The organism is Streptomyces sp. NPDC092045 (assembly GCF_044756005.1).
Taxonomy (GTDB): Bacteria; Actinomycetota; Actinomycetes; order Streptomycetales; family Streptomycetaceae; genus Streptomyces.
Genome location: NZ_JBIVSC010000003.1, coordinates 382,933 through 405,701, shown reverse-complemented (window position 1 = coordinate 405,701; position 22,769 = coordinate 382,933). Strand labels below are relative to the sequence as shown.

23 protein-coding genes are annotated in these 22,769 nt (G+C 72.6%); 13 read left to right on the top strand and 10 right to left on the bottom strand.

The features are described from left to right. Positions 1-5: 5 nt before the first annotated feature. Positions 6-755, bottom strand: coding sequence for a GntR family transcriptional regulator (locus ACIQKA_RS11980; protein ID WP_383152035.1), 750 nt, complete (start codon positions 753-755; stop codon positions 6-8). 285 nt (positions 756-1,040) lie between these two features. Here ACIQKA_RS11980 and ACIQKA_RS11975 point away from each other — a divergent pair, with 285 nt between their 5' ends. From ACIQKA_RS11975 to ACIQKA_RS11955, 5 genes are read left to right on the top strand one after another with little or no spacing between them, the layout of a single operon-like run. Continuing rightward, on the top strand, positions 1,041-2,192 hold the full coding sequence (locus ACIQKA_RS11975; RefSeq protein ID WP_402540816.1) for an ABC transporter substrate-binding protein: 1,152 nt from the start codon (positions 1,041-1,043) through the stop codon (positions 2,190-2,192). After that, positions 2,192-3,091: an ABC transporter permease gene (locus tag ACIQKA_RS11970; RefSeq protein WP_383436707.1), complete on the top strand. Its 900-nt coding sequence runs from the start codon at positions 2,192-2,194 to the stop codon at positions 3,089-3,091. Before ACIQKA_RS11975 ends, ACIQKA_RS11970 begins: the two co-directional genes overlap by 1 nt. Beyond that, positions 3,079-3,999 (top strand): ABC transporter permease, encoded by a 921-nt coding sequence (locus ACIQKA_RS11965; protein ID WP_383152033.1) that lies wholly within the window; start codon positions 3,079-3,081, stop codon positions 3,997-3,999. The genes ACIQKA_RS11970 and ACIQKA_RS11965 overlap by 13 nt, the downstream gene beginning before the upstream one ends. 6 nt (positions 4,000-4,005) lie before the next feature. Continuing rightward, a complete protein-coding gene (locus ACIQKA_RS11960; RefSeq protein WP_402540813.1) occupies positions 4,006-5,097 on the top strand; it encodes an ABC transporter ATP-binding protein in 1,092 nt (363 codons plus the stop codon). After that, entirely contained in the window at positions 5,090-5,782 is a 693-nt protein-coding gene (locus tag ACIQKA_RS11955; RefSeq protein ID WP_402540811.1) for an HAD family hydrolase, read from the top strand. Before ACIQKA_RS11960 ends, ACIQKA_RS11955 begins: the two co-directional genes overlap by 8 nt. On the opposite strand, the gene ACIQKA_RS11950 is transcribed toward ACIQKA_RS11955, so the two are convergent. From ACIQKA_RS11950 to ACIQKA_RS11940, 3 genes are all read right to left on the bottom strand, one after another. Then, positions 5,757-6,995 (bottom strand): mannosyltransferase family protein, encoded by a 1,239-nt coding sequence (locus tag ACIQKA_RS11950; RefSeq protein ID WP_402540809.1) that lies wholly within the window; start codon positions 6,993-6,995, stop codon positions 5,757-5,759. The genes ACIQKA_RS11955 and ACIQKA_RS11950 overlap by 26 nt on opposite strands. A gap of 241 nt (positions 6,996-7,236) precedes the next feature. Continuing rightward, positions 7,237-7,674, bottom strand: a complete 438-nt coding sequence (locus tag ACIQKA_RS11945; RefSeq protein ID WP_390108134.1) for a hypothetical protein — start codon at positions 7,672-7,674, stop codon at positions 7,237-7,239. Next, positions 7,671-8,165: a SigE family RNA polymerase sigma factor gene (locus ACIQKA_RS11940; RefSeq protein ID WP_383152028.1), complete on the bottom strand. Its 495-nt coding sequence runs from the start codon at positions 8,163-8,165 to the stop codon at positions 7,671-7,673. The genes ACIQKA_RS11945 and ACIQKA_RS11940 overlap by 4 nt, the downstream gene beginning before the upstream one ends. A 265-nt stretch (positions 8,166-8,430) precedes the next feature. Here ACIQKA_RS11940 and ACIQKA_RS11935 point away from each other — a divergent pair, with 265 nt between their 5' ends. Continuing rightward, the gene (locus tag ACIQKA_RS11935) at positions 8,431-9,879 is read left to right on the top strand and encodes a hypothetical protein (RefSeq protein WP_402540808.1); all 1,449 of its coding nucleotides are present in this window, start codon (positions 8,431-8,433) and stop codon (positions 9,877-9,879) included. A 59-nt stretch (positions 9,880-9,938) separates the two neighbouring features. Here the strand turns inward: ACIQKA_RS11935 and ACIQKA_RS11930 are convergent, their stop codons facing one another. Next, entirely contained in the window at positions 9,939-10,430 is a 492-nt protein-coding gene (locus tag ACIQKA_RS11930) for a carboxymuconolactone decarboxylase family protein (protein WP_383444828.1), read from the bottom strand. Positions 10,431-10,525: 95 nt separating this feature from the next. On the opposite strand from ACIQKA_RS11930, the gene ACIQKA_RS11925 reads away from it, so the two are divergent. Beyond that, positions 10,526-11,470, top strand: coding sequence for a pirin family protein (locus tag ACIQKA_RS11925; protein ID WP_402540807.1), 945 nt, complete (start codon positions 10,526-10,528; stop codon positions 11,468-11,470). A 148-nt stretch (positions 11,471-11,618) separates the two neighbouring features. Here the strand turns inward: ACIQKA_RS11925 and ACIQKA_RS11920 are convergent, their stop codons facing one another. After that, positions 11,619-11,843, bottom strand: coding sequence for a hypothetical protein (locus tag ACIQKA_RS11920; RefSeq protein WP_391095426.1), 225 nt, complete (start codon positions 11,841-11,843; stop codon positions 11,619-11,621). 231 nt (positions 11,844-12,074) lie between these two features. After that, entirely contained in the window at positions 12,075-12,320 is a 246-nt protein-coding gene (locus ACIQKA_RS11915) for a hypothetical protein (RefSeq protein WP_402540806.1), read from the bottom strand. 288 nt (positions 12,321-12,608) lie between these two features. On the opposite strand from ACIQKA_RS11915, the gene ACIQKA_RS11910 reads away from it, so the two are divergent. From ACIQKA_RS11910 to ACIQKA_RS11890, 5 genes are all read left to right on the top strand, one after another. Continuing rightward, positions 12,609-13,214: a TetR family transcriptional regulator gene (locus tag ACIQKA_RS11910; RefSeq protein ID WP_391095429.1), complete on the top strand. Its 606-nt coding sequence runs from the start codon at positions 12,609-12,611 to the stop codon at positions 13,212-13,214. A gap of 1,034 nt (positions 13,215-14,248) precedes the next feature. Beyond that, complete coding sequence (locus tag ACIQKA_RS11905) at positions 14,249-15,472, top strand: acyl-CoA dehydrogenase family protein (RefSeq protein WP_391095430.1); 1,224 nt, start codon at positions 14,249-14,251, stop codon at positions 15,470-15,472. Then, positions 15,469-16,284 (top strand): SDR family NAD(P)-dependent oxidoreductase, encoded by an 816-nt coding sequence (locus ACIQKA_RS11900; RefSeq protein WP_391095432.1) that lies wholly within the window; start codon positions 15,469-15,471, stop codon positions 16,282-16,284. The genes ACIQKA_RS11905 and ACIQKA_RS11900 overlap by 4 nt, the downstream gene beginning before the upstream one ends. A 37-nt stretch (positions 16,285-16,321) precedes the next feature. Then, complete coding sequence (locus ACIQKA_RS11895; RefSeq protein WP_402540805.1) at positions 16,322-17,392, top strand: phosphotransferase family protein; 1,071 nt, start codon at positions 16,322-16,324, stop codon at positions 17,390-17,392. 17 nt (positions 17,393-17,409) lie between these two features. After that, positions 17,410-18,054 (top strand): histidine phosphatase family protein, encoded by a 645-nt coding sequence (locus ACIQKA_RS11890; protein WP_391095434.1) that lies wholly within the window; start codon positions 17,410-17,412, stop codon positions 18,052-18,054. 44 nt (positions 18,055-18,098) lie between these two features. Here the strand turns inward: ACIQKA_RS11890 and ACIQKA_RS11885 are convergent, their stop codons facing one another. Beyond that, the gene (locus ACIQKA_RS11885) at positions 18,099-18,704 is read right to left on the bottom strand and encodes a WHG domain-containing protein (RefSeq protein WP_391095436.1); all 606 of its coding nucleotides are present in this window, start codon (positions 18,702-18,704) and stop codon (positions 18,099-18,101) included. Between the two features lie 97 nt (positions 18,705-18,801). Here ACIQKA_RS11885 and ACIQKA_RS11880 point away from each other — a divergent pair, with 97 nt between their 5' ends. Beyond that, positions 18,802-20,052, top strand: a complete 1,251-nt coding sequence (locus ACIQKA_RS11880; protein WP_402540804.1) for an NADH:flavin oxidoreductase/NADH oxidase family protein — start codon at positions 18,802-18,804, stop codon at positions 20,050-20,052. 85 nt (positions 20,053-20,137) lie between these two features. Here the strand turns inward: ACIQKA_RS11880 and ACIQKA_RS11875 are convergent, their stop codons facing one another. Both ACIQKA_RS11875 and ACIQKA_RS11870 read right to left on the bottom strand, forming a co-directional pair. Beyond that, positions 20,138-21,733, bottom strand: coding sequence for a succinic semialdehyde dehydrogenase (locus ACIQKA_RS11875; protein WP_391095439.1), 1,596 nt, complete (start codon positions 21,731-21,733; stop codon positions 20,138-20,140). 15 nt (positions 21,734-21,748) lie between these two features. After that, entirely contained in the window at positions 21,749-22,678 is a 930-nt protein-coding gene (locus ACIQKA_RS11870) for an acetoacetate decarboxylase family protein (protein ID WP_402540802.1), read from the bottom strand. Positions 22,679-22,769 lie beyond the last annotated feature (91 nt).

The window sequence follows — 22,769 nt, the reverse complement described above, 5'->3', positions numbered from 1 at the left end:
GGGAGCTACCCGAGGAGCGCGCCCGGGTCCCGGACCAGCGGGGCCGTGCCGACGGAGTTGCTCACGTTGAAGGTGACGCTCCCCGCCCGGTAGCGGTCCTCGGTCCACTCGATGGGGCGGCCGTCCGGGTTGCTGGTGAGGTGGCGCTGGCGCAGGAGGGGGCTGCCCCGGCGGACGCGGAGCAGCCGGGCGTCGTCGCTGCCGGCCGGCACGGCGTCGATGAGGTGCTCGCCGTAGTGGGCGACGATCCCGGCCCCCTCGGCCATGCTGTCCATGATCGAGGCGCAGTCGACCGGCAGGGCCTCGACGGCGGGGGCGACCCAGGCCGCGTACGCGGTGCGCTCCACCATCACCGGCTCCCCGTCCAGGTACCGCAGCCGCAGCACGCCGAGGACCCCGGCCCCCTCCGGCAGGACGAGCCGGCGCGCCTCCTCGGGGGTGGCGGGGCGCCGCTCGCGGTGCAGGAAGCGGCTCGTGGCCCGGTAGCCCATGGCCCGCGCCCACTGGGCGAAGCTGTGCAGCTCGGCGAAGCTGTGCCGGCGCTCGCGGCGGAGCACGATGCGGCGGGCGCCCTGACGGGAGCCGATCAGCCCCTCGGAGGCGAGGAGGGAGACGGCCTGGCGCACGGTGCCGCGCGAGGCGGACCAGCGGTCGGCGAGGTCGCTCTCGGACGGCAGCCGGGCGCCGACGGGGTACTCGCCGCTGAGGATCGAACGGCGGAGGCCCTCCGCGATCTCCACGTAGAGCGCCGTCACGGCGTCCCCCTTCCCACGCGTCGCTGCGCACACCCGGTCACGGCGCGTGCTCTCCTTCCGCCCACCCTAACCCGAGGCGCGGACGCGGCGCGTACCCGCGGGGGAACCCCAACACCACCGCGTTCACCCGGGGTTCACCGCCACCGGCTCTTCCGGGAGGCGTGGGGGACCCGTCACGCGCCGTTCACCCGCCGGACAGGAGGCACGGGCGAACTGGGGGCGTCTTGTCCAGACAAGTTCCACCCCCGCTCCGGACAAGCCCCACCCTCGCTCCCGGGAGAACCCGTGCACAGAACCCCCGTCCGCGGTGCCGCCGTCCTGCTCGGCGCCGTCGTCCTCACCACCGTCACCGCCTGCGGCGCCGCCCCCGAGGGCGAAGCCGGAGCGAAGGGCGACGGCGCGAAGGCCGCCACCGCGGCCTCCGCCAAGGACCTCGGCGGCCTGGACGCCCTCGCCGCGGCGGCCAGGAAGGAGGGCGCGCTCCACGTCATCGCCCTGCCGCCGGACTGGGCCAACTACGGCGAGCTGATCGAGGCGTTCGAGACGAAGTACGGCATCGAGGTCGAGAGCGAGAACCCGGACGCCTCCAGCGCCGACGAGATCGCCGCCGTCAAGTCCCGCAAGGGGCAGAAGCGCGCCCCCGACGTCCTCGACCTGGGCATCGCCTTCGCCCGCAGCGGCGCCGAGGAGGGCCTCTTCGCCCCGTACAGGGTCGAGGCCTGGGACAAGATCCCCGCGGCGCAGAAGGACGAGGCCGGACGCTGGTACAACGACTACGGCGGCTACGTCTCCATCGGCTGCGACGCCAAGCGCGTCCCGAACTGCCCGACGACCTTCGCCGACCTCCTCAAGCCCGAGTACAAGGGCAAGGTCGCCCTCAACGGCAACCCGACCAAGTCCGGCTCGGCCTTCGGCGGCGTCTACGCGGCCGCCCTCGCCCGCAAGGGCTCCTTCGCCGACATCCAGCCCGGCATCGACTTCTTCGGCGAGCTGAAGAAGAGCGGCAACTTCATCCCCGTCGAGTCCACCCCGGCCACGGTCGAGAAGGGCGAGACGCCCATCAGCATCGACTGGGACTACCTCAACGCCGGCTACGCCGACCAGTTCCGGTCCAAGGGCGTCGACTGGAAGGTCGCCGTCCCCACCGACGGCGTCTACGCCCAGTACTACTCCCAGGCCATCAACAAGGACGCCCCGCACCCGGCCGCCGCCCGCCTGTGGATGGAGTTCCTCTACAGCGCCGAGGGCCAGAACCTCTGGCTCAAGGGCTACGCCCGCCCCGTCCTGCTCCCCGCCATGACCGCCGACGGCACCGCCGACAAGGCCTTCGTCGCCAAGCTCCCGAAGGTCGCGGGCACCCCCTCCTTCCCGGCCTCCGCCGAACTCGACAGGGCCAAGGCCACCCTCGCCGAGAAGTGGGACAAGGCCGTCTCCTGATGTCCTCCGCCTCCTCCACCCCCACCACGGGAACCGCCGGCGGCCCGCGCCGCCGGCGGCGCGGACCCCGCCCCTGGCTCGCCGCCCTCCCGCTGATCGCCTTCACCGCCCTGTGCTTCGGACTCCCGCTCGGAGCCCTCCTGCACGGGGCCGTGACCCGCACCGACCCGGCCACCGGAGCCACCGCGCCGACCGGCGAGCACCTGAGCCGCTCCCTCCAGGGCCCCTACCTCGGCTCCCTGATCGGCAGCGTGCAGCTCTCCGCCCTCACCGCGCTCCTCGGCTCCGTCCTCGGCGTCCTCATCGCCCAGGCCGTCGTCACCTCCCGCTCCCGGGCCCTGCGCGGCGCGGTCCTCACCGCCTCCGGCGTCCTCGCCAACTTCGGCGGCGTCCCGCTCGCGTTCGCCTTCATCGCGACCCTCGGCATCTCCGGCGTCGTCACCCGGCTCGCCGACCTCACCTCCCTCGGCTGGAACCTGTACTCGTTCACCGGCCTCACCGTCGTCTACCTGTACTTCCTGATCCCGCTGATGGTCCTGGTGACCGCCCCCGCCCTCGACGGGCTGCGGCCCCAGTGGCGCGAGGCCGCCCGGAACGCGGGCGCCGGCGGATGGCAGTACTGGCGCCACGTCGGCCTCCCGGTCCTCGCGCCCTCGCTGCTCGGCGGGTTCGTGCTGCTCTTCGGCAGCGCCTTCGCCGCCCACGCGACGGCCGCCGCGCTCGTCGGCGGCTCCGTGCCCCTGGTCACCCTGAAGATCGCCGACGCGCTCTCCGGGAACGTCCTGGTCGGCCAGGAGAACGTGGCCCTCGCCCTCGGCCTCGACATGGTCCTCGTCGCCGGACTCGTCATGGCCCTCTACCTCCCCCTCCAGCGCAGGAGCGCCCGATGGCTGCGATGACCCCCACCGCCCCGGGCACCGCGCCGGAGACCGGGACGCGGGCGGACGACCGGCCCGCCGCTCCCGTACGGCGCCCCCGTCCCCGCGTGTGGCGCGGGCTCGTCCTCGGTCTCGGCGGCGCGTACTTCCTGGTCCCGCTGATCGCCTCGTTCGTGTTCACGGTGCACACCCCGGGCCGGGGCGTCTCCTTCGCCGCGTACACCGAACTCCTGGGCGCCGAGGGCTTCCCGAGCAGTCTGCTGCTCTCCCTCGGGCTCGCCGCCGCCACCGTCGCGCTGTCCCTGCTCCTCGCCGTGCCCGCCCTGGTGGCCGTGCGGCTCGGCGCGCCCCGGCTGCGCCCGGTGATCGAGGTGCTGTGCACCCTGCCGCTCGTGGTGCCGCCGATCGCCCTGGTCACCGGCATCACCACGGTCCTGCGCTGGGGCCCCGACCACCTCTCGCGGACCCCGCTCTACCAGACGTTCCTCGCCGTCCAGAACGAGGACTTCCCCGTCGTCCTGGTCCTCGCGTACACCGTCATGGCCCTGCCGTTCGTGTACCGCTCCCTCGACGCCGGACTGCGCGCCGTCGACGTCCCGACCCTCGTCGAGGCCGCCCGCAACTGCGGGGCGAGCCGCACGTACGTGATGCTCCGCGTGATCCTGCCCAACCTGCGCTCCTCGCTCGCGGGCGCCGCCTTCCTCACCCTCGCCCTGGTCCTCGGCGAGTTCACCGTCGCCTCGCTCCTCGGCTTCCGGCCGTTCGCGGTGTGGATCGTCTCCATCTCCGGCGCCCAGGCCCGGATGTCGGTGGCCGTCTCCCTGCTCAGCCTGCTCGTCACCTGGGCCCTGCTGCTCGTCCTGTCCCGGGCGGGCACGGCGCCGGCCGGCCCCCGTCCCGCTCGTCGTACCGCCCCCAAGGAGTCCTGACCCGCCATGACCTCAGCAACAGCGGAACGGACGGGGACCGCCCCCGTCACCGGCGCCCGCGTCGAATTCCGCGGCCTGCGCCGCTCGTTCGGCCCCACCACCGCCCTCGACGGCCTCGACCTGACGGTGGAGCCGGGCGAACTCCTCGCCCTGCTCGGCCCCTCGGGCTGCGGCAAGACCACCGCCCTGCGCGTCCTCGCCGGCTTCGAGCGGCCCGACGCGGGCGAGGTCCTCGTCGACGGCACCGACATCACCCACGTGCCGGCCCACCGCCGCGACGCCGGCATGGTCTTCCAGTCGTACAGCCTCTTCCCCCACCTCACCGCCCGCGACAACGTCGCCTTCGGCCTGCGCGTGCGGAAAGCGGGGGCGGCCGAGCGCCGCGCCCGCGCCGCCGAACTCCTCGACCTGGTGGGCCTGCCGCAGCACGGCGACCGCTACCCGCACCAGATGTCGGGCGGCCAGCAGCAGCGCGTGGCCCTCGCCCGCGCCCTCGCCCTGCGCCCCCGCGTCCTGCTCCTCGACGAGCCGCTCTCCGCGCTCGACGCCAAGGTCCGCCTCAGCCTGCGGGAGGAGATCCGGCGGCTCCAGCTCGACCTCGGCATCACCACGGTCTTCGTCACCCACGACCAGGAGGAGGCGCTGTCCATGGCGGACCGCGTCGCCGTCCTCAACGCCGGACGCCTCGAACAGTGCGCGACCCCGGCCGAGTTGTACCGGCGCCCCGCGACCGCGTTCGTCGCCGCGTTCGTCGGCACCATGAACCGGCTGCCGGGCCGCCTCGCGGGCCCCGGCCTCGTCGAGGTCGCGGGCGTCCGGCTGCCCGTCGACGGCGAGGCGCCGGAGGGGCCCGGGGTCGACGTGCTCGTCCGTCCCGAGAACCTCACCGTGACCGAGGACCCCGACGGCGACGCGACGGTGGTCTCCACCTCCTTCCTCGGCCCGGTCACCCGCGTCCACCTCGACCGCGCCGGCACGCCGGTCAAGGCCGACCTGCCGTCGCGGGACGCGGGAGCGCTCGTCCCGGGCACACGCGTCGCCCTCGGCGCCGTCCGCCACCCCGCCCTCGTCGTGGCCCGGGAGACGACCGGTGGGTGAACTCGCCGCGGTGCTCTTCGACATGGACGGCACCCTCGTCGACACCGAGACCCTCTGGTGGGACGCCACGGAGGAGGTCGCCGCCCGGCTCGGCCACCGCCTGACGGCCGCCGACGCCCCCGAGGTCGTCGGCCGCGCCGTCGAGGACACCGCCGCCCACCTCGTACGGACCACCGGCGCGTCGGGCACGGCCGGGGTCGCCTCCGCGCTCACCACCGCGTTCCGGCGGCGCGTCGACGCGGGCGCGCCGCTGCGCCCGGGGGCGGGACGGCTGCTCGCCGAACTGGAGCACGAGGGCGTGCCGTTCGCCCTGGTCAGCGCCTCTCCCCGGTCGGTGGTCGACGCGGTGACCGGCGGCGCGCTCGCGCACGTCCCGTTCGCCCTCACCCTCTCGGCCGACGACACCGACCGGACGAAGCCGCACCCCGACCCGTACCGGACGGCCGCCCGCCGCCTGGGGGTCCCGGTCGCGTCCTGCGTGGCCGTCGAGGACTCGCCGGACGGGACCGCCTCGGCCGACGCGGCCGGCTGCGTCGTCCTGGTCGTCCCCTCCCTGCTCCCGGTGGAGCCCGGACCGGCGCGGGTCTTCGCGGAGAGCCTGGAGGCGGTCTCCCTCGCCACCCTGCGCGACCACGCGCGGCGCGGCCGCTGCCCGGAGGTCAGCCCGCCCAGCGCCCCGTCATGAAGGTGATCGCCAGGACGGTGCTCAGCGGCGCGACCAGGCACAGGTAGGCGAGCACGGCCCACCGCCTGCGCGCGCTCCAGACGGCGAGGCCGACCCACAGCGGCCACCACAGGAGGGTGCTGCGGGCGACGGACATGTACCAGTACGAGGTGCCGAGGGCCCACAGCGTCAGCGCGAGGTACACGGCCTCCGGCCAGCGGCGCCGCGCGACGAGGACGGCGAGCAGCAGCAGGCCGAGCACCATGGCGAGCAGGTCCGCCTGGAACTGGGCGGCGTAGCCGGTGGCCTGGGTGTGGTCGAAGGCCTCGTGCCAGGTCTGCGACCAGGCCTCCCAGGGGGCGCGGAAGCGGCGGTACCAGCCGCGCTCCTGCGCGTGCTTCCACGCCATGGGGTCGCCGGTCCGCCCGTACAGGTACCCGAAGTAGAGGAGCGCGGGCAGGCCGGGCAGGACGAGCCAGTCGGCCTCGCGCTTCCGGCCCGCCCCTCCGTCCCGCCGCGTGGTCAGGAAGAGGACGACGAGCGCGGCGGCGAGGAAGAGCCCGCTGACGCGGACGGTGGTGGCCCCGGCGGCCAGCACCGAGGCGAGGAGCCACCGCTGCCGCCGGGCCGCGAGCCAGGCGGGCAGGGCGAGGGCGAGGAAGAGCGCCTCGCTGTACCCGGCGGCCAGGAAGACCGCGCAGGGCGACACCAGGAGGAAGAGGGCGGCGCGGCGGCCCGCGCCGGAACCGGGCAGGTGCAGCTCGGCGATCCGGGCGAGGGCCACGGCGGCGACGGCCCCGGCGACGAGGGAGACGAGGAGCCCGGCGACGGTCCAGTGCGGCACGAGGACGTGCACGGCCCGCAGGACCAGGGGGAGGCCGGGGAAGAACGCCTCCCTGTTGTCCCCCTCGCCCGGTCCCCCGGGGAAGTAGCCGTCCCTGGCTATGTTCAGGAAGTGCCCCCAGTCCCAGTGCTCGAAGGGCGCGAGGACCGGCTCGGGCACCCGGGCGTCACCGGACGCCGGGAACAGCCAGCGGGTGCAGTACGCGGTCGTCCACACGGCCACCCGCGTCAGCAGGTACAGCCACAGGACCTCGCGGTCGGCGGGGCGGAGACGGGGCTGCGGCACGGCCGCGCGCGGTTCTTCCACGAGGGCGGTGCGCACGGCGGGACCCGTCCGCACGGGGGCGCGGACGGGGGCGCGCCCGGGGGAGGGCGGTGCCGGGATCGGCATGGCTGAGGTCTCTCCGTGAGGACGCGGGCACGCCGGAGGGCGGGTGCGCGCGGGTACGCGGGTACGGGGAAGGGCGGGGCGGCCCGGTGGTGCGGGGCCGCCCCGGCAGCACGGACGCGAGCGGTGGTCGACCGGTGGGTGGGGCGGTCGGCCGGTGGGCGGGCCGGTCGACCGGCCGATCTGCGGGTCGCCCGGTCGGGAGCGTCCGGAAAGTCCGGGAAACGGGAGGGCGGCGGGCGGGTCAGCCCGGCGGTGTCGTCGTCGCCGTGGTCGTCGCCGTCTCCGGCGGGGCCATCGGTGCCGTCGTCCCGCCGGAGGCCGTCGGCGGACGGGTGCGCCGGCCCTCCGTCGTCGCGCTGCCGGGCCCCGGCGGAGTGCTGTTCTCCGTCTCCCGGGGCAGGGGCCCGGAACGGTGGGTGGGGCCGGGCACGGGCGCGGGCACGGAGGGGCTCGTCGCGGGCAGGGCGGGGCCCGGCCCGGGGGCGAGCGAGGCGGCCGTCGCCACGCCGAGGACGGCGACGACGCCCGCCGTGACCGTGGCGAGGGCCAGCCGGCGCCGGTGGGCGCGCCTGCCCCGTTCGACGACCCGGGCGACGGGGAGCGTCGTGGCCTCCCGGCTGCCGTGGTCGGCGGCGGCCCGGAACAGGGCCCTCAGAGAGGGATCGCTGGGGTCGTTCACCGGGATCCGGCCTCCTGCTCGGTGTCCTTGAGCCGGTCGGCGAGGGCGGTGCGCCCCCGGCCGAGGTGTGTCTTGACGGTGCTGGCGGACAGCCCGGTCTCGCCCGCGATCTGCTCGACGGTGAGGTCGCACAGGTAGTGCAGGGTGACGGTGCGCCGCTGCTGGGCCGGGAGGGTGCGCAGGGCGTCGACGAGCACCACGTGCTCCGGCCCGGGACCGGCCGTGTGGGACGGGGCCGCGCGCCTGCTCCAGGCGTCGGCCGTACGTTTCCGGAAGCGCCACCGGCTCACGGCGAGGCGCCAGGCGACCGTGCGGATCCACGCCTCCGGCCCGCTGTCGCCGTCCAGCCGTCGCCGCCGGTTCCAGCCCTTGACGAACGCCTCCTGGACAACGTCTTCAGCCTCCTGCAGATCGCCGAGCATGACGTAGAGCTGCCCGGTGAGCCGCCCGACCGACTGGACGTAGAACGCTTCGAACTCTTCGACGGTCAACGGCAACTCCCGGGTCTCTCGCTTCACCGGGCATACGCCTGGCACGGCCTCGACGGTCGACACCGTTTCCGAAGAAGGCACGTGAGCCCCGTCACACCGGGGCGGCGCGGTCGTTCGCCGACCGCCGACCTTGGAGGACGTTCCTCGCGGCACGGGCATTCCCCGGGCCGTGCGCGGTGGAATCCGGGCCCGCTCCTGGACGCGGCCGCACGCGGATTGGAATGATCTCGGACCTCACCCGTCCCGCTCGTACGAAGGCCCGTGCATGCCGACTCCGCACCACCCCCCGACGTCCCGCCCCCGCCGCCGCGCCGGCTGGATCGCCGCGCTCGCCGCCGCGGTCCTGGCCGTGCCGGTCCTCGGCACCCCGGCGGCGGTCGCGGCCCCCGGGGACCCCGCCGTCGCCTCCTCCTTCGACCTCAAGCCCGGCCCCGACCTGAGGGGTGTGGTGACCTCGCTGAAGGCGGCCCTGCCGACGCAGGGCGTCCAGGAACTGCTCGACCAGGGCAACCGCGTCGCGAAGACCGGCGCGTCGTGCGCCACGGACCCGTTCGGCACCGGTGACGACGGCGCGGTGCTCGCCCCGGCCGGGAAGCTCTGCTGGGACGCGGGCGACGCCGCGACCGAGGAGTGGATCCCGCAGGGCATCACGGGCGTCTCGGACGCCCAGGCCGACGAACTCTGGGGAACCCGCAAGCCGCTGGTCACCGCCTGGTACGACAAGGCGGGCGCCGCCCTGTGCTCGGCGGACTCCGGCACCTGCCCCGACAAGGGCGTGCGGCTGTCGTTCCTGGACCCGGAGACGCCCGTGCCGGGCACCCCCGACGGGCGCCGCTACCGCCACCTCCTCCTCGTCGAGCCGTACGTCAACTCCTACGGCAACGCCTCCTACCGGGCCGTCGACGTCCACGCCGGGGGCATCGCCTGGTACAAGTACCACCTCTACGTCGCGGACACGATGAACGGCCTGCGGGTCTTCGACATGCGCTCCCTCCTGGACCTCAACCCCGACCAGAACGCCTCGGTGGACGACACCACGCTCAACGGCCTGAAGAGCAACGTCACGGACGAGGGCAAGATCGGCCGGCAGAGCAACGTCTACTACGGCCACACCTACCGGTACGTGCTGCCGCAGGTGGCGTCGTACAGGTTCGCCGCCGCCCAGGGCAACTCGTCCGCGGGCACCTGCGTGGCCACCGGCGCGCCCAAGGCGTCGTACATCTCCATCGACCGCAGCGCCCCCGCGGCCCCCGCGCTGATCATGGGCGAGTACTGCAACTCCGACGCGGCGCACCCGGAGAAGGGACGCGTCGGCGCGCTTCCCGTCGACGACGCCACCGGTCTGCTCCGGGAGACCGGCGGAAGGGTCGCGGCGACCTCGGCGTACCACCTGCCCCGCGACCTCACCCAGGGCGCCGCCCGGTACGACGGGACGTACTACTTCAACCGCAGCTACCTCGACAACAGCGGAAGCCTGCGCCGGGCCACCGTCACCGGCGGCCGCCTGGTGGACCTCGGAGGCAACATCACCAACGCGGTGGGCCCCGAGGACCTGTACGTCGAGCACGGCCAGAGCGTGCCCGGCGGCACCCGGTACCTCTGGTCGCTGACCGAGCACCGCGCGGACACCACGGCGGGCTGCACCGACGCGGGCTCCCCGTGCGGCCGGGTGGTGTACGCCCACCGGCTGAGCGACGTCCTGGCCCGCCCGTAGCGGCCGGGACGGCCCGGGCGCGGGCGGGCCCGGCGCCCGCCCGCGCCCGCTCCGGCGGGTCAGGCGCCGGGAGCGGCGTCCCGTACGGGGTGCTTGCTCAGGATCGACACCCGGTTGAACGCGTTGATGGTGATCGCCACCCAGAGCACGGCGGAGATCTCGTCGTCGGTGAGGGTCCGGCGGGCGTCCTCGTAGGCGCGGTCCTGTGCGAGGGCGTCGGCGGGGTGGGTGGCGGCCTCGGCCAGGGCGAGGGCGGCGCGCTCGCGCGCCGTGAAGAGCTCGGTGTCGCGCCAGGCGGCGAGCACCCCGAGGCGGCGGGTCGTCTCGCCGGCGCGCAGGGCGGCGCGGGTGTGCACGTCGAGGCAGGAGGCGCAGCCGTTGAGCTGGGACACCCGGAGGTTGACGAGCTCCACCAGGAGCCGGTCGAGCCCCGCGTCGGCGGCGGTCGCGCGCACGGCCTCGGCCGTCCGGACCAGGGCGTGGTAGGCCTGGGGGCTCCGCTTGTCGAGGTACACCCGCCCGGTCGCGGGGGCTCCTGCCGCATCGCTCACTGCGCACTCCGTTCTCGGGGGCTTCCGCGGTCGCGGAAGCTATCATCGTCCATGATTGTTTAAAGTGAAACTACACGTTTCGAAGGGGTGCGGGTATGAGCGGCAAGGCGGAGGCCGGCCCGGGGACCGTCGGGTCCGGGGTCGAGGTGCTGTCCGCGCGGGACGTCCCCCTGGGCGGCCCGCGGGCGATGACCGTGCGGCGCACGCTCCCGCAGCGGTCCCGGACCCTCATCGGGGCCTGGTGCTTCGCCGACCACTACGGCCCCGACGACGTCGCGGAGTCCGGCGGCATGGACGTGGCCCCGCACCCGCACACCGGCCTGCAGACCGTGAGCTGGCTGTTCGAGGGCGAGATCGAGCACCGCGACAGCCTGGGCAGCCACGCGTTCGTGCGCCCCGGCGAGCTCAACCTCATGACGGGCGGCCACGGCATCTGCCACTCGGAGGTCTCCACCGCCCGCACCACGGTCCTGCACGGCGTGCAGCTCTGGGTCGCCCTCCCCGAGGAACACCGGAACGCCGCCCGCGACTTCCAGCACCACGCCCCCGGGACCGTCCGCCTCGACGGGGCGGACGTCAGGGTGTTCCTCGGCACCCTGGCCGGCGAGACCTCCCCGGTGCGGACCTTCACGCCCCTGCTCGGCGCCGAACTCCTCCTCGCGCCCGGCGCGACCGTGACGCTCCCCGTCGACCCCGCCTTCGAACACGGCCTGCTCGTCGACCGGGGAGAGGTCCGCCTGGCCGGAACCCTCCTGCGTCCGGCCGAACTGGGCTACGCCGCCCCCGGCCCCGACGCCCTCGCCCTGACGAACGAGTCGGACGCCCCGGCCCGCGCGGTCCTCCTGGGCGGCCCGCCCTTCGAGGAGGAGATCGTCATGTGGTGGAACTTCGTCGGCCGATCCGGTGAGGAGATCGTACAGGCGCGCAATGACTGGGAGCAGGGCTCGCGGTTCGGCGAGGTGCACGGCTACGACGGCGCCCGGCTGTCCGCCCCGGCGCTGCCCACCACTCCGCTGAAGCCGCGCGGGCGAGTGCGCTGACCTGGGGAAACCTATGCTCGGATCGGCTGTGATCCCACTGACGGCCATCGTGCTGGGATCCTTGATCCGCATCCTGTCTTGTGCTCGGCTTCGGGAGTCTGCCGGGAGGGAGGGGAAGCACGCCGAGTCTCATGTTCGGGCTTGTGTGTCAGGGTTCGATCGGATCGACGCTGACCTTTTGCTGACTTTCCTGACTGGTGGTCAGGTGGTGGTGGTCACCGCCTGCCGCCCGGATGTCGAGGGCCGGGCCCGGACGGAGTCGCTGAAGCGCGACTGGGCGTCGCGAACCCCGGGTGTCGAACTCGGGCTCGCTCCCGATGCTGCCCTGCGCATGCCGATCGTGGCCGCTGCGGGTGCTGATGTGATGCTTCACGCCACCGGCGTCGCCCTCGCTGATCTTCGTGATCGGGTCACCATGTCAGGGGGCGATGGACGCCGCCCTGGCTGCCCTGGCCCGCGAAGAGGTGGGCGCTGTTTCCAGGCGGCGGTCCAAGTGGTGGTCGAACGTGTAGCGCTGCTGGAGTCGAGGGGGCGAACGGGTTTGCGGGCATGGCTACGAAGGGATGCCCGTGATGCCGCTGCGGGGCCACCCGTGGAGGTCTTTTCAGAGGGTGGCTGTCGCGGCACGCCAGTTGAGTTTCCAGCCTGGGCGGTAGCCGCGGGCGCCCCACCCGTCGGGGGGCTTGCCGGGTATCCCCCGGCCCACCCGGTGTGCTTCCTGCGCGGCGTGGTACGTCTGTTGTGCGATGCGGATGGCGGCACCGGAATTCGTGGCCGTTCCGGTGAAGACGTGGACTCCGCTGTCTCCGGTGACGCTTCGCATGGGAACGTTGACCTCGTAGTAAGGCACGTCTCTGCCTCCTTTCGGGCGCCGACGGCCCGTGTGGGGGAGCGCGGAAGGCGAGCTTCTTGCCGGAGAAGGCTGGTGTCGGGATTCAGGGGTTCGATGTCGGCCTTCGGGCGGGTCGCCGGGAAGAATTGATGTGTGCAGCGCCAACATTAAGTCGGTGGGTGTGCAGTGTCAACATTTGTCGTCGCGTGTCGACGGGAAGCCACGCCATGGAAGCTCCGTGAGGGTGTCCGCGCCGCTGCCGCGTCGGTTTGTCGAGCCGTGCTCGGCGAGTTAGTCTCCGTGCGCATGACCACCAAGTCCGCGCTCGCCCGTGTACGGCTGAAGCCGGAGGAGCGCAGGGCTCAACTGATCGACATCGGTCTTCGCCTGCTCACCACCAGGCCCATCCACGAGATGTCCATCGATGAGGTGGCCGCCGAGGCGGGAATCTCCCGCGGGCTGCTCTTCCACTACTTCCCGACCAAGCGGGACTACTACGTCGCCGTCGTCCGGGCGGGGAACCGCCGGCTGCTTCTGCACGCGGCCGACCCCGAGGGGGGAACCCACGCGGAGCGGGTGCGACGTATCGTCGACGGCTTCGTGTCGTTCGTGCAGCGGCGCAAGGACAACTACGTGGCCGTGGTGCGGGCGGCGGCCGGCGGGGACGAGCTGGTGCTCAAGGTCTTCGAAGAGAACCGCTGCATCCTGACCGACCGGGTACTGCGGGCTGCGGGGGTCCCCGCTCCCACGTCGTTGCACCGGTTGGTCGCGCGCGGCTGGCTGGCCATGGCGGAGGAGATGGCCATCAGCTCCACCGACGAGGTCATCGCCAAGGACGACCTCGTCGACCTGCTCGTGAGCGGTCTGGAACAGGCCATGGGGTCGAACGGTGCGCCGCTGGCCGGTTCTTGACCCCGGTCGGATGGGCGCGCGGGGCTGTTCTTCCGAAGCGCGGGGCCTTGGATCGCCGCGTCGTTCGGTCCTGCCGATCCGGGTCCATGCGTACGGCTCGTCACCCCCGACGGTGAACCATGTCGGTGTGGGTGCCGGCGTCCCGTCTTCCTGGTGTGCGGTCAGGCCGGCGTACCGGGCCCGTCTGGGTTCGGTGGGAATCCTTCGGCCGCCGGGCCGTTCGGCAGGTGGCGTTCGCTCTGCCGCGTGACGCGCGCCCGGCGGAGGATGTCGTGTGCGGTCCGGATGCGCCTGGCCGTTCCGGCGGGACATGCACGCCGCCGTCGCCGGTGACGTCTCGCGGCGGTGAGGAAGCGCGACCGGGGCCTTTCTCTACCGCCGTCTGCGGTCTCGGCATCTGCGTCCGAGGTGGTGTGAGGCAGGTCGATCGCGCGCTTCGAGCCGGTGCCCGCGAGCCGTGTGGAGGCGGGAGTGTGTGATGGGTGCTTCGCGCCGGAGGGTCGGTTCGGTGATCGGGGTCGGACCCGGCGGGTACGGATCATGGGGGCACTTGATGTGTGCGACGCGCACATTACTCATCGGGGTGAGCGGCGTCAACATTGAACACGGCGTGCGGATCTGCCGTACGGGGGCGGGCCCTGGATCCGGTTGAGCGACGCTCGGCGGCTTGTCGAGCATTGCTCAACAAGCTAGGGTCTGCGGCCATGGCCGAGAGATTCGTACCGGTCGGTATGCAGCTGGGGCCGGAGAGCGCCCGGATGCGGCCGACCGGCGCCGGCCTACGAGTGATCGCCGCGCAATCCATTCACGAGATGTCATGAACCGGCGTCGCGGATGCTCGAAGACGGCCGCCATACCCTGACCGGTCGGGCGCTTCGAGCCGCGAGAACTCGCGCGCGCCGCGCCTGTCACCCGACCGGGGCAGAGGGTGGCCGTCGGTTCTGCCGTCGATCGCGCAACGGCCCGGGTCGGGCTGTGGGCCTGGCCCGCGCGTCGGCTCTCTCACTGAGCAATGCTCGACAGGATGGAAGTGCATGGACTTCGGACACTCGCCCAAGACGCGCGAGTACATCGACCGCGTCAGCGGATTCATGGCGTCGCACGTTCTGCCGCGCGAGCGGGAGTATCTTGTCGCGCTGCGGGAGCAGGAGGATCGCTGGGCGTCCATCCCTTCGGCGGTCGACGAGTTGAAGGCCAGGGCCAAGACTATTGGGTTGTGGAACCTGTTCCTTCCCGACAGTACGTACGGTGCCGGTCTGACCCATGTCGAGTACGCACCCCTCGCCGAACTCATGGGCCGCTCGCTGATCGCGCCGGAGGTCTTCAACTGCAACGCACCTGACGCCGGGAACGCCGAAATCCTGCTCCACCACGGAAGCGACGAGCAGCGTCGGCGATGGATGGAGCCGCTGCTGCGCGGCGAGATCCGTTCGGCCTTCTGCATGACCGAGCCGGACGTCGCCTCCTCCGACGCGGCCAACCTGGCGGCCACCGCCGTGGTCGACGGGGACACGATCGTCCTCAACGGCCGCAAGTGGTGGAGCACCGGCATCGGGCACCCGGACTGCCGGTTCGTCGTCTTCATGGGGCTGACCGATCTTGACGCCCCGCGTCACGCCCGGCACTCCATGGTCCTGGTGCCGCTCGACGCCCCGGGCGTACGAGTGGAGCGAATGCTGCCGGTGTACGGCTACCTCGACGAGCCCTACGGTCACGGCGAAGTGTCCTTCTCCGACGTCCGACTCCCGCTCGACGCGGTCATCGCCGGCCCCGGGCGAGGCTTCGAGATCGCCCAGAGCAGGCTCGGTCCCGGTCGCATCCACCACTGCATGCGGCTGATCGGGCTCGCCGAGAACGCGCTGGAACTGGCTTGTCGGCGAGCGGTGTCCCGTACCGCCTTCGGCAAGCCGCTCAGCGACCTGGGAGGCAATCGCGAGCGCATCGCCGGGGCCAGGATCGCGATCGACCAGGCACGGCTCCACGTCCTGCATGCCGCCTGGCTCCTGGACACCGCAGGTCCGGTCGCCGCGGTCGGCGAGTTGTCCCAGGTCAAGGCGGCCGTTCCCGCGATGGCCTGCGAGGTGATCGACATGGCGATCCAGCTCCACGGCGGTGCGGGCCTGTCCGACGACTTCCCGCTCGCTTCCGCCATGGCCGCCGCCCGCGCGCTGCGTCTGGCCGACGGCCCCGACGAGGTGCACCTCGGCGTCGTGGCCCGGGCCGAACTCGGCCGGTACCGCATCCGGGAGGCGGGATGAGCAGGCGCGTCCTCATCACCGGCGGAACCTCCGGCCTGGGCCGTGCCCTCGTGAAGCACTACGCCGCCGCCGGAGACCGCGTCCTGGTCGCGGACCGCGACCGGCCCGGCGAACCGCTTCCCGGCGCGGTCTCGTTCCTCCGGCTCGACGTCCGACTCCACGACGACTGGCAGCGCGCCCTGCGCTGGTGCGAGAGCCATTGGGGCGGCCTGGACGTCTTGGTCAACAACGCAGGGGTGACGGCCGCCGGACGCGTCGAAGACCTCCGGAACGACGACTGGGACTGGATTCTCGACATCAATCTCAAAGGCGTCGCCCAGGGCTGCCGGACCTTCGTGCCGCTCTTCAAACAGCAGGGCGGCGGTCACATCGTCAACATCGCCTCCTCGGCTGGACTGCTCAACACGCCTGGCGCGACCTCGTACAACGCCTCGAAGGCCGCCGTCATCTCCCTGTCCGAGACCATCCGGCAGGAGCTGGCTCCTTTCGGCATCCGTGCCACCGTCGCCTGTCCCGGCCCCTTCCGCACCGGCCTCAGGGCGGAGCTGCACAGCCCCGACCCCGAGCTGGCCGAACTCGCCGACCGGGAGGTCAGACAGAGCCTCCACACTGCGGAGCAGGTGGCCGGGCGAATCGCCCACGCGGTCGACAAGGGACACTTCCTCGTCCTCACCCGCCCCACGGACCGGCGCGCCCTGTGCCTCAAGCGGCTGTTCCCGCGCGTGGCGGACGCGCGAGCCGTGAAGAAGTGGCGGCGCACGGCGGCGGAACTCGAATCCCGGCACCCACAGGAGCGGAGGAGGGCGGCATGAGCCCGAGGGAAAAGCCGACGATCACCGGAGCGGGCCGATGAACGACACCGACCGGAGCGCGGTCCGCGCGGAGGACGCCTTCGACATCGAAGGCGTACACGTCTGGCTGGAACGGCACGTGGAGGGCCTCTCGGGCCCCGCCCCCGACGTCGTTCAGTTCACGGGCGGGGCGTCGAACCGCACGTACCTGCTGAGCTACCCGCATCTCGGGAGGGAGCTGATCCTGCGCCGTCCGCCGGCGGGCGGGAAGGCCGGCTCCGCGCACGACGTGGCCCGTGAGTACCGCGTCCAGGAGGCGCTGAAACCCGTCTTCCCGCTCGTCCCCGAGGTCCGGGCGCTGTGTCGGGATCCATCCGTCATCGGCACCGACTTCTACGTCATGGACAAGGTGCCCGGAGTCGTCCTGCGCGGCAGGCCGCCACGCGGCATGAACCTGTCGCCCGGCAGGGCGCGGGCACTGTCGGAGACCTTCGTCGACACGCTCGCCGATCTGCACCGGATCGACCCCGCGGCGGCCGGTCTCGCCGACCTCGGCAGGGGAGCGGGATACGTTCGCCGGCAGGTGGAGGGCTGGACTCGCCGCTACGAGCGGGCCCGCACCTGGAACACACCGAGCTTCCGACGCGTGACGGCCTGGCTCGCCGAGCACCGACCCGACGATGCCGCTCTCCGCGTCGTCCACAACGACTGGCGCCTGGACAACCTCGTCCTCGACGAGAAGAGTCTGCGGGTCACCGGAGTGCTCGACTGGGAACTGGCCACCCTGGGCGACCCGCTGATGGACCTCGGCAGCGCCCTCGCGTACTGGGTGCAGGCCGACGACGGTCGCGCGGCCCGGGCGATGCGCCGCCAGCCCAGCCATCTGCCGGGCATGCTCACCCGGACCGAGATCGTCGAGCGGTACCGCGACCGGACAGGCCTGTCCACCGACGACTGGCCCTTCTACGAGGTCTTCGGCCTCTTCCGGCTCGCGGTGATCGCCCAGCAGATCTACCACCGCTACCACCACAAGCAGACCCGTAATCCGGCCTTCCGCAACCTCTGGCCGGCCGTCCACTACCTCGACCACCGCTGCCGCACCACCATCCGCCGCGCCCGCGGTGGCTGACAGGCCGGAGTACCGTCATGCCCCTCATCTGTCTCGTCCGTCACGGCCAGGCCTCTTCCGAGGCGAAGGACTACGACGTCCTGTCCGGCTCCGGTCGCGCCCAGGCCGCCGCCGTCGGCCGGGAACTCGCCCGCCGCGGCCTGCGCGACCCGCATCTCGTCGCCGGAACCCTGACCCGCCAGCGCGACACGGCCCGCATCGCCGCCGAGGCGGCCGGATTCCGAGGACCCCTCCACCAGGACGCGCGCTGGAACGAGTACGACCACCTCGCCCTGCTGGACCGCTATGCACCGCCCATCGGGGAGCGGTCCGTGCAGGATCTGCTCGACCACGCCCTGGCGGCATGGATGAAGGATCCCGACCCCGCCGGGGGTGAGGTCTGGCCCGTGTTCGCCGAGGGCGCTCGCGCCGCGCTGGCCGAGCTGCCGGCCGCGCTCGGCCGGGGGCGCGACGCCGTCGTGTTCACCTCGGCCGGACCGCTCGCCGCCGTCTGCGGCGCACTGCTGTCGCTGCCGGACGAGGGAGTGGTCGCGCTCAACCGCGTGGCGGTCAACGCCTCCGTCACCACCCTGGTGGTGGGCGGATCGGGGACCACCCTCCTGACCTTCAACGAGCACGCGCACTTCGCGGACGACCGGCGCCGGATGGTCACCTACCGGTGAGGCCGCGGCCGGGCCGTGCCCGCACGGAGCGCTCCCGCCGCGCGTCAGCCGGCCGCGATCGCCTCCCGCAGGGCGGGGGAGACGGCGAACAGGGCGAAGACGGAGGTGCGGACCTGGTCGGCGACGGCCTCGGGGGTGGAGGTGTCGAGCTTGCCGTCGAGGTGCAGGAACGCCAGGCCGTGGACGAGGGCCCAGACCGTGGTCGCCAGGGCGTCGGTGTCCTCGACGCCGGGGAAGGCGTCGCGGACGATGCCCCGGACGTACTCGGAGATGGCGGCGGTCGCGGCGACCCGCTCCTCGCTGGTGGGGTCGCAGGGCTCGGCGAACATTGCCCGGAACAGGGCCGGGTGCTCCAGGGCGAACCGGACGTAGGCCACGGCCACGGCGGCCAGGTCGTCCGGCGTCGACGGGGCGGGATGGGCCGCCGTCAGGTGCTCGGCGAGCTCGCGGTAGCCCTCGGCGGCCACCGCGGACACGAGCGCCTCGCGGTCCGCGTAGTGGCGGTAGGGGGCGGTCGCCGAGACTCCGGCGCGGCGCGCGACCGCGCGCAGCGAGAGGCCCGCGCTGCCGTCCTCCTCGAGGAGTTCCCGTGCCGCCCGTAGGCAGGCGGCACGCAGATCACCGTGATGGTACGTGCTGTTCTGTGACATGGGTCACACTCACTCTCCCTGTGTCCACTGCTTGCTCGTCCGTCAAATGTAAATGGTGCATACATCCTAAATGATCGAAAAGGAAGAGGGAACCGGGATGACCAGTGAGCTGTTCTCTCCGCTACTGCTCCGCTCCGGACAGGTGCTGAAGAACCGGATCGGGAAGGCGGCCATGGAGGAGAACATGGCCGGGGCCGGCCAACTCCCCGACGAACGCATCCTCACGCTGTACCGGCGCTGGGCCGCCGGCGGCGCCGGGCTGCTGATCACCGGCAACGTCATGGTCCACGCCGAGGCGCTGACCGCCCCCGCCGGCGTCGTGCTCGACGAGCACTCGCCCCTCAAGCCCTTCGCGGAATGGGCGAAGGCCGGCAAGTCCGGTGGGGGCGTGATGTGGATGCAGATCAACCACCCCGGCCGCCAGGTCCCCTCCGGCATGCCCGGTGTCGTGTGGGGGCCGTCCGACATCGGCGTCAGCCTGGGCAAGCACAGCAGCCGCTTCGGCCGCCCCACCGCCATGACCCCGCAGCAGATCGACGACACGGTGACGAGGTTCGCCGTCACGGCCCACCGGGCCGAGAAGGCCGGCTTCGACGGCGTGGAGATCCACGCGGCCCACGGCTACCTCCTGTCCCAGTTCCTCTCGCCGCTGGTCAACAAGCGCACCGACCAGTGGGGCGGATCACTGGAGAACCGCGCCCGGATGCTCCTCGACACCGTCTACGCCATCCGCAGCGCCGTCTCGCCGTCCTTCGCGGTCGCGGTCAAGCTCAACTCCGCCGACTTCCAGCGCGGCGGCTTCCAGGCGGACGACGCCCGCCAGGTCATCGAGATGCTCGAACCCCTCGGCGTCGACCTGGTCGAACTCTCCGGCGGCAGCTACGAGAGCCCGGCCATGACCGGCCGTCCCGCCGACGACAGCACCCAGGCGCGCGAGGCATACTTCCTCGACCTGGCCAAGGACCTCGTGAGGACCAGTCCGGTGCCCCTGATGCTCACCGGCGGCATCACCCGCCGCGTCACCGCCGAGCGGGTCCTCTGCAACGGGGTGGCGGTCGTCGGCATGGGCACCGCCATCACCCTCACCCCGGACCTCCCCCTGCGCTGGCGGGACCACCGCGAGGCGGACCGCATGATGGAGCCGGTGACCTGGTCGGACAAGGCGCTCGCCGCCGCGGCGAGCATGGCCAGGGTGCGCCACCAGATGCGCCGCCTCGCCCGAGGGCGCGGGACCAGCCCCGGCGCCAGCCCGACGCTCGCCCTGATCTCCGAACGCCGCAAGCAGCGCCGCGCCCTGCGCGGCTACCGCGCCTGGCTGGCCGCGACGCGGAGGGCCGGGACGCGGTGAACCGTCCGGCGCGGCCCAGGCGCCCGGGGGGGCGTCCCGGCGCCGCGCCGGACGGTGCCGTTCGGTGCCGTTCGGTGCCGGGCGTTCAGCGGAATCCGGCCGCCTTCATGACCTTGAGCGCGTTGGTGAGGAGCGAGGTCCAGGTCTCGGGGCTGATGCCCGACGGAGGGTAGAAGCCCTGGATGCGCTGGTGGGCGACGGTCTGGGGTTCGGTGTACTTGAGGATGCCGTCGGCGCCGTGGCGGCGGCCGAGTCCGGAGTCGCCCATGCCGCCCATGGGGGCGTCGACGCTTCCCCAGGCGGCGGCGAAGGCCTCGTTGACGTTGACGGTGCCGGCGTGGACGCGGGCGGCGACGGCCCGGCCCCGGGCGCCGTTGCGCGACCAGACGCTGGCGTTGAGGCCGTAGGCCGTGGCGTTCGCCTGCGTGATCGCGTCGTCGACGTCGCGGTAGGTGTAGAGGGAGACGACGGGGCCGAAGGTCTCGTGGGAGTGCAGGGTCATGTCGGGGGTGACGCCGGTGAGGATCGTCGGTTCGTAGAAGAGGGGGCCGAGGTCGGGGCGGGCCTTGCCGCCGGCAAGGACGGTGGCGCCCTTGGCCACGGCGTCGTCGACGTGCTCGGTGACCGTCTTGAGCTGGGCGGGGGTGGTGAGGCTGCCGACGTCGACGCTGTAGTCGTAGACGGCGCCGAGCTTGAGCTTCTCGGTGCGGGCGGTGAAGGCGGCGACGAACGCGTCCCGGATGGACTCGGCCACGTAGAGGCGTTCGACGGAGACGCAGAGCTGTCCGGCGGAGGGGAAGCAGGCGGCCACCGCGCCGTCGGCGGCCTTGTCGATGTCGGCGTCGTCCAGGACGATCATCGGGTTCTTGCCGCCGAGTTCGAGGGAGGCGCCGATCAGGCGCTTGCCGGCGTCGGCGGCGATCTGGCGTCCGGTGGCGGTGGAGCCGGTGAACATCATGTAGTCGGCGTTGTCCATCAGGGCGCCGCCGATGGAGCTGCCCCGGCCGATCACCATCTGCCACACGCCCTCGGGCAGGCCCGCCTCGTACATCAGGTCCATCGACCACAGGGCGGTGAGCGCGGTCTGGGTGTCGGGCTTCTGCACGACGGCGTTGCCGGCCATGAGGGCGGCGATCGTGTCGCTGGCGGCCATGCTCAGCGGGTAGTTCCACGGCGAGATGACGGTGACCACGCCCTTGGGGTGGCGCAGCTCGGTGGTGTGGGTGAGCAGCGGGATCGCGCCCTTGCGCCGCTTGGGATTGAGGTACTTGGCGGCGTTGCGGGCGTAGTAGCGGGAGACGATGCCGATGTCGACGACTTCGAGGAACGCGTCGCGCCGGGTCTTGCCGTTCTCGGCCTGCATCAGGTCGAGCGCCTCGTCCTGACGGGCGAGGACCAGGTCGTGGTAGCGCAGCAGGACCTTCTTGCGCTCCGCGATCGGTGTGGTGGCCCAGGTCTTCTGCGCGGTGCGGGCGCGGGCGAACGCGTCCTCGACGTCTCCGGGGGTGGAGACCGGGAGGTCGGCCAGGGGAACGCCGGTGTAGGGGGCGGTGGTGGTGACCCGGGCGGCGTTCGGCGCGGCCGAGACCCGGGAGGTCAGGTGCTGGAGGAAGGACGGGGTGACGGTCACGGGAAGGCTCGGACCGCGGGTGGTCCTCGGGGCGGTGGATGCGGTGGCCATGGCAGGACTCCTCTGTTACTTGCTGCGGCTCTGGATCGAGGTGGGGACCGGCATGTGCAGGGCGGCCTGGCCCTCGGTCATGACGTCGAACTGGATGGTCCGCTTGGGCTGGAGCGAGCGCAGGTCGTCGGACATGCGGCCCTGCCCGAGCTGGAGGGTGACGCCCTTGGTGCTGCGCGTCGTTCCGGCGTTCAGGACGTTGGTCTGGTTCAGGGTGGAGTGCCAGGCGCCGTCGATCGTCGTGTACGAGGTGAGCGAGCCGACGCGCTCGCCGCTCGGGTAGGCGCGCTGGGCCGGGGTGTTCGTCAGGAGGGCCAGGTCGACCCCGCCGGCGTCGTTGGCCACGCGCGCGGTGGTGCGGTGGTGGTCGATGGAGACGTCGAGGTCGGTGACCCACTTGGGGAAGCCGTAGCCGTCGTGGCCCCGGACCTGCGCGATCTCCGAGTTCACCGGCAGGGACAGGACGTAGGAGTGCAGGTGCTCGTTCTTCAGGCCCGAGACGAGGTCGAAGAAGCCGAGCTTGCCGTGCCGCGCGGGCTTCACGGCGATGCCCACGGCCGCCTCGGTGTAGAAGTCGATGTCGCACACGTCGTAGCGGAAGAACATCACCGAGACCAGGCCGAGTCCCGGCGCGACCTCCAGCGGCGAGAGCTCCTCGGGCAGCCGGGCACGGATCGCACGGGAGGGCGCGATCATCGTCAGCCGGGCGGTCGAGACGGCGTAGTAGAAGTTCGGGGTGAGCGTGGGGCCGATCGGCGAGTCGACCTTGACCTTCGGCATCTTCCGGAAGAAGTCCACACCGCTGACGCGCGGGTCGCGGGCGATCGCGTCGAGGTCGGGGGCCATGCGGTAGCGGTCGTACAGGCCCCCCTTGGGGACGGTGACCTCACGGCCTCCGAGGTCGACCTTGACGGTGTCCTTCTGCCGGCTCGAAGACGAAGACATGGCGGGGTTCCTCTCTGATGTGTGCGGTGCATACATGACTGTAGGGCGCGGTGTTTGCAGTGTCAACACTGGGGAGTGTGAGATGCCCGGC